General features: G+C 44.2%; 4 protein-coding genes and 1 pseudogene. 3 read left to right on the forward strand and 2 right to left on the reverse strand.

Annotation, left to right across the window (positions count from 1 at the left end):
* Nucleotides 1-40: 40 nt before the first annotated feature.
* Together pta and AB4496_RS15165 are read right to left on the reverse strand one after the other, a co-directional pair.
* A complete protein-coding gene (gene pta, locus AB4496_RS15160) occupies nucleotides 41-2,206 on the reverse strand; it encodes a phosphate acetyltransferase (RefSeq protein WP_009848632.1) in 2,166 nt (721 codons plus the stop codon).
* Between the two features lie 146 nt (nucleotides 2,207-2,352).
* Entirely contained in the window at nucleotides 2,353-3,549 is a 1,197-nt protein-coding gene (locus AB4496_RS15165) for an acetate kinase (RefSeq protein WP_009848631.1), read from the reverse strand.
* A 341-nt stretch (nucleotides 3,550-3,890) separates the two neighbouring features.
* On the opposite strand from AB4496_RS15165, the gene yfbV reads away from it, so the two are divergent.
* The 3 genes and pseudogenes from yfbV to AB4496_RS15180 form a co-directional block, all read left to right on the forward strand.
* Nucleotides 3,891-4,343, forward strand: coding sequence for a terminus macrodomain insulation protein YfbV (gene yfbV / locus AB4496_RS15170; protein WP_009848630.1), 453 nt, complete (start codon nucleotides 3,891-3,893; stop codon nucleotides 4,341-4,343).
* Between the two features lie 311 nt (nucleotides 4,344-4,654).
* Nucleotides 4,655-5,620, forward strand: a complete 966-nt coding sequence (locus AB4496_RS15175) for an ABC transporter substrate-binding protein (RefSeq protein WP_009848629.1) — start codon at nucleotides 4,655-4,657, stop codon at nucleotides 5,618-5,620.
* A 251-nt stretch (nucleotides 5,621-5,871) separates the two neighbouring features.
* Nucleotides 5,872-6,361: pseudogene (locus AB4496_RS15180) on the forward strand (diguanylate cyclase); the annotation flags it as partial.

A 6,361-nucleotide genomic window follows, 5' to 3' on the forward strand; every position in this document is an offset into this window, starting at 1 on the left:
GATAAGAATCTAGGGTTTTTTGCTTTCTACAAAAGAAAAATTAGTTAATTACTTTTTCTTCAGCTTGAGCTGCTTGGTCTGCTTGGATAGCCGTTAGAGCCACTGTGTAAACGATGTCGTCTACTAGAGCGCCACGAGACAAGTCATTTACTGGCTTGCGCATACCTTGAAGCATTGGACCGATAGACACTAGATCTGCTGAACGCTGTACCGCTTTGTAAGTCGTGTTACCCGTGTTTAGGTCTGGGAATACGAATACTGTCGCTTTACCTGCAACTGGAGAGTTAGGCGCTTTAGAAGCGGCTACGTTTTCCATGATTGCAGCGTCGTACTGAAGAGGACCGTCGATCACAAGATCAGGACGTTTCGCTTGAGCAAGTTTGGTTGCTTCACGCACTTTATCTACGTCTGCACCTTTACCAGATTCACCAGTAGAGTAAGAGATCATAGCAACGCGTGGGTCGATACCGAATGCCGCAGCAGAATCTGCAGATTGGATAGCGATTTCAGCAAGCTGTTCAGCTGTTGGATCTGGGTTGATCGCACAGTCACCGTATACAAGAACTTGATCAGGCAGAAGCATGAAGAAGATTGAAGATACGATAGAAGCATCAGGAGCAGTCTTGATGATCTGGAACGGAGGAACGATAGTGTTCGCCGTTGTGTGAACAGCACCAGAAACTAGGCCGTCAACTTCGCCAGCTTCAAGCATCATAGTACCTAGGAATACTGAGTCTTCTAGCTTCTCACGAGCAACAACTTCAGTCATACCTTTAGCGCCACGAAGTTCTACTAGACGAGCTACGTAGTTTTCGCGAACTGATGCAGAATCGATGATCTCAACGCCAGCGCCAAGCTCAACACCTTGCTGTGCTGCAACGCGACGGATTTCTTCAGGGTTACCTAGAAGTACACACGTTGCGATACCGCGCTCTGCACAGATAGCCGCAGCTTTAACTGTACGTGGCTCGTCACCTTCAGGAAGAACGATGCGCTTAGCCGCTTTACGAGCAAATTCAGTTAGCTGGTAACGGAATGCTGGTGGGCTTAGACGACGGATGCCTTGAGTACCTTCAGATAGAGAATCAATCCAAGGGCCATCAATGTGGCTTGCAACGTGATCGTTAACGAACTCGATACGCTCTTTATCGTCTGCAGGAACTTCTAGGTTGAAGCTCTGTAGGTTTAGAGACGTCTGCCAAGTGTTACCTTGAGCTTTGAAGATCGGTAGACCTGAAGCGAATGCTGGTGCACAAAGGTTAGCAATACTTTCTGGAATGTCGTAACCGCCAGTCAGTAGGATTGCGCCAATCTCAACACCGTTTTTCGCAGCAAGAGCCGCAGCAACGATAACGTCAGGACGGTCTGCAGAAGTTACTAGCAGTGAACCTGGCTTGAAGTGCTCAATCATGTGCGGTAGAGAACGTGCACAGAAAGTGATGCTCTTAATACGACGAGTTGAGATTTCACCTTCGTTAACGATTTCAGCGTTAAGGTGCTTAGCCATATCAACCGCACGAGTTGCGATTAGGTCGATGCTCCATGGCACACAGCCAAGAACACGGATAGGACTAGAGTTGAAGATTTGCATTACTTCAAGGTTCGCTTGCTGAGCGCTGTCTGCATCATCAAAGATTTCAGATAGGTCAGGGCGAGTACGACCAGCTTCATCAACAGGAGCGTTAAGCTTGTTGATGATTACGCCTTTGATATTCTTGTTCTTAGTACCGCCGAAGTTAGAACATGCTACTTCGATACGCTCTTTAAGTTGCGTAGGGTTGTCAGTACCAGGAGTCGCAACGAATACGATCTCTGCGCCAAGCGTTTTTGCGATTTCTGCGTTCACTTGGTTTGCAAACGGGTGCTTACGAGTAGGGACTAGGCCTTCGATTAGCGTTACTTCAGCGTCTTTGTTGATTTTGTTGTATTGCTCAACAACAGATTCAAGAAGCTCATCCGTTTTTTCACTACCGATCAAAGCTTCAGCTTTTGTCATTGCGATTGGCTCACCAATCTTAATGTCGCTATTCGCGCTGATGATAGTAGAGGTTAAATCTGGCTGGTTACCACCGCTACGAGGTTGAGCGATTGGCTTGTAGAAAGAAACACTTACGCCCTTACGCTCCATAGCGCGAAGAACACCCATGCTAACACTAGTAAGACCAACACCAGCGCTTGTAGGGATAAGCATAATAGTACGTGACATTGACGAACACCTTTGACTATTGGAAATAAAAAAGCTCAACCGCTATTCCCACCGATAAACATATTGGGGTAGGAATAGAAGTTGAGCCCCATTTTCTTGATATGAAAAACTGACTAGCTTCGAGTGAAGCTAGTCAGGAAAATCAATTAAAGACCTGCTAGTTTCGCAGTGTCTTCAGCAATTACTAGCTCTTCGTTAGTCGAGATAACCATTGCAGGGATACGGCTGTTAGCTGTAGTGATAGTACCTTCGCCGCCGAAACGAGCTTTAAGGTTAGCTTCACCGTCAACTTCGATGCCGAAGATGCCTAGGCGGTTAAGAACCATTTCACGGATTGGGCCAGAGTTCTCGCCGATGCCGCCAGTGAAAGTGATTGCGTCTAGACGACCTTCTAGAGTTGCAGTGTAACCAGCAACGTACTTAGCTAGACGGTGACAGAACACGTCCATTGCACGAGTTGCTTCTTCTTTCTCGCCGTAGTTGTCTTCAACGAAACGACAGTCAGAAGTCACTTCAGTTAGACCAGCAAGACCAGATTCTTTAGTTAGCATGTTGTTGATTTCTTCAACAGAGTAACCAAGAGCGTCGTGTAGGTGGAAGATGATCGCAGGATCTAGGTCACCACAACGTGTACCCATTACAAGACCTTCAAGAGGAGTAAGACCCATAGAAGTATCTACAGATTGACCGTTCTTGATTGCACATACAGAAGCGCCGTTACCTAGGTGACAGTTGATGATGTTAACTTCTTCAACTGGCTTGTTTAGTAGGCCTGCAACTTCACGAGTGATGAATAGGTGAGAAGTACCGTGCATGCCGTAACGACGGATGCCGTGCTCTTTGTACAGGTTGTACGGTAGAGCGTATAGGTAAGACTCAGAAGGCATTGTTTGGTGGAACGCAGTGTCAAATACAGCAACGTTTTGTAGACCAGGGAAGTTCTTTTGAGCCGCTTCGATACCGATAAGGTGAGCAGGGTTGTGAAGAGGTGCAAAAGTCGCAGCGTCTTGAATACCCTTAAGAACTTCATCAGTGATAAGCGCAGAAGAAGTGAACTGCTCACCGCCGTGTACGATACGGTGACCGATAGCGCCAAGGTTAGCTTTAAGCTCAGGCTTAGAAGCAAGAATAGTTTCTACCATGAAAGATAGTGCTTCTACGTGAGCTGCGCCCGCGCCTAGTTGTGCTTCATGCTTGCCATCAAGTTTCCATTTCATACGAGCTTCTGGAAGACCTAGACACTCAGCAAGACCAGTTAGGTGCTCTGCACCTGATTCTGCATCAACAACAGCGAATTTAAGAGAAGAACTACCACAGTTTAAAACTAAAACTAGCTTAGACATTAATGACTACCTGTTTATTTTTCTGATCGAAATCAGTTAAGGATGAAAATTAATCTCAAGAATAGTCGAAGCACATGGGCTTGCGTACTAACCTTGGTCAAAAAAACGTTAATTTCCGTATAAATTGAAAGCACTCTTTATCAAAAAGAGGCTTGTGCATTCCTTGCAGAAGTCTTCTCAAAGTTGCTTAAATTGTAAATAAGGGCAACAATGAGATTGAGGTCTGCAAATAATAGCGATATTGTGCAAATATAACAAAAAAATTTGAAAGAATATTATTTTTCGTCAAATTTTTGTGTTTTTAGTTGATGGTTTCAACTTTTTTTTAATGGGAGACTCATATGAGCAATAGAGTTGGTTTAGCGAGTAGTTTAAAAGATGGCCAAAAGTACATGGATCTCTGGCCCGTCCGCAAAGAGTTAAACTCGATCTTCCCTGAACAGCGCATTATCAAAGCGACGCGTTTTGGCGTGAAAGTGATGCCAGCGATAGCTGCTATTAGTGTTCTTACACAAATGGTCTTTAATAATTATCAAGCGATGCCACAAGCAGTGGTCATGGCTTTGTTTGCAATCAGCTTACCGCTTCAAGGCATGTGGTGGTTAGGTAATCGCTCAAACACACAACTTCCACCTGCGCTAGTCTCATGGTATCGCGAACTTCACGAGAAGATCACTGAAACGGGTTTCGCGTTAGAGCCAATGAAGTCGCGCCCTCGTTATAAAGAATTGGCGATCATTTTAAATCGCGCATTTCGTCAGCTAGATAAATCCTCAATGGAACGTTGGTTCTAATGAGTTTCAACTCTCCCTCTTGTCTGAGAGCAACTATTCATCATTGATGGTTTGTTCTCAGGTTTGATTTTTATTATTTTCGCTTCGCTTTTATTCACCCATCTCCCCCTCATTCCTTTTTTCTCTTACTACTCATGTAGTTTCTTACTTTTCAAATTCTGCCTTTCGCTATTTCACGCATTTTTCGAGCCTTGTTGTGTTTTTGTTAAATATAACTTCAAGTCATCAATAGTTACTGGTAATAATATCAATAGTGATGTTGTTCTCTTTGAGCGAGCAATAATGAGTAGAGCTTGATTCAGGGAGCGATAATGAGTTCTGTAAAAAAGGTATTGGCAGCGGTCGTAAGTTGTCTGTTGTTGCTATGGACAAGCAATGTAATGGCGAACGTTGCCAAAGTTTCGGTTTCACAAGTTGTCGACCATCCAGATCTGAATGCGACGCGTCTAGGGCTTCTTGAAGGATTGAGAGCAAAAGGTTACGAACCGGGTAAAAATTTAGAGTTTTCTTATGAAATGGCTGGTGGCAATCCCGCTCAGGCAGCAAAAATAGCCAGAGAGTTAGTTAGTGAGAACCCTCATGTATTAGTTGGCATCGCGACACCGACCTCTCAAGCGTTGGTTTCAGCGACTCGAACGATCCCGATTGTGTTCACCGCGGTGACAGACCCTATCGGAGCAAGACTTGTTAAACAATTGGAGCAGCCGGGACGAAATGTCACGGGCCTTTCTGACTTATCACCTATTTCCCAACATGTATCTCTTATTAAAGAGCTACTCCCCAATGCAGTTTCAGTCGGTGTGGTTTATAACCCAGCAGAGGCAAATGCTGTTGCTTTAGTAGGGCTGTTAAAGCAGGCAACACGAGACTTTGGCTTTACTTTGCATACTGAAAAAGCGTTGACCATCGATGATGTAGAAGAAAAAACAGCATCCGTGGCTAAGAAATCTGATGTTATCTACGCACTAACTGATAACACGGTGGCAAGCGGTATCGAAGGACTTATAAATGCTGCAAACCAAGCTGGCACACCCGTGGTTGCAGGAGCAACGTCTTATGTTGGCAAGGGAGCAATCGCTGGATTAGGTCTAGATTACTATGACGTCGGGGTGCAGACCGCTGATTATGTGGCCGCTATTTTGAACGGACAAAAACCAGGGAAGTTGAGTGTTAAAACGGCTCAAAGCTCTCAGTTGGTAGTTAACCTAGATGCCGCTCGTGAGCTTGGTTTGACGCTACCTAAGTCTGTGGTTGATCGCGCTATAGTCAGCCGTTGATTAGTATTGACATCAAAAAAACAATGCTCAATAAGTCATTTTGTTAACAGGAATTTAAACCATCACAATGAACAACATTAGTCGACTCTAACCATTAGCTGCGATCTATTTTATTCATTTTTAAGTAGTTATTTCCCCTTCAGGTGCAACGTTAATACCAACTTACATTATTTTACATCGAGAGGGCTGTCGATTAATGTCATAATATTAATGGAACTAATGAAAATAACTGAGCGCTAAGAGCACATTCTATGAAAGTAAATAGGCACTTTAGCCTTACCTTTGTCTTCGGCTTTCCCGCTGTGATCGCGACCATGTTACTTGGGCTGATAGGAAAAAATTATTTTGATGCGGTTGAAAAAGACATCAGCAGTGAGTTTCAGCGTATTGAAGAAGTGTTTAAACGAACGACCAAAATTGTTACCGCTCTAGATTACAGCTTCTCTAATTACTACAAATCAGGAAACCCTCTTTTCCTTGATCACAATAAGCAGGTGGTTGACGGTATTTGCCGTATTTGGCCTATCGACGTATTACTTCTTGCTGACGGAAAAACCGCAGATATCCCCTCTGTCGATATCGACTATATGTTGGTTGGTCAAGAATCCCTTTGCAATGAAACCAGTGATAGCTATAAAAGTGCGTCAGAGAAAATTGCTCTCGCGCCAATTCTTTCATTTTTGTCCCAGCTTGATGAATATCACAACGGCGTACACTTTATAGATACTCGTGGTTATGTGA

Origin of the sequence: Vibrio sp. 10N.222.46.A1 (assembly GCF_041473595.1) — a bacterium.
Lineage (GTDB): Bacteria > Pseudomonadota > Gammaproteobacteria > Enterobacterales > Vibrionaceae > Vibrio > Vibrio tasmaniensis_A.

Bases quoted from the DNA above. Each gene is read 5' to 3' on its own strand.
- yfbV (WP_009848630.1), top strand. From the start codon at position 3,891: ATGAGCAATAGAGTTGGTTTAGCGAGTAGTTTAAAAGATGGCCAAAAG.
- AB4496_RS15165 (WP_009848631.1), bottom strand. From the start codon at position 3,549: ATGTCTAAGCTAGTTTTAGTTTTAAACTGTGGTAGTTCTTCTCTTAAA.
- pta (WP_009848632.1), bottom strand. From the start codon at position 2,206: ATGTCACGTACTATTATGCTTATCCCTACAAGCGCTGGTGTTGGTCTT.
- AB4496_RS15175 (WP_009848629.1), top strand. From the start codon at position 4,655: ATGAGTTCTGTAAAAAAGGTATTGGCAGCGGTCGTAAGTTGTCTGTTG.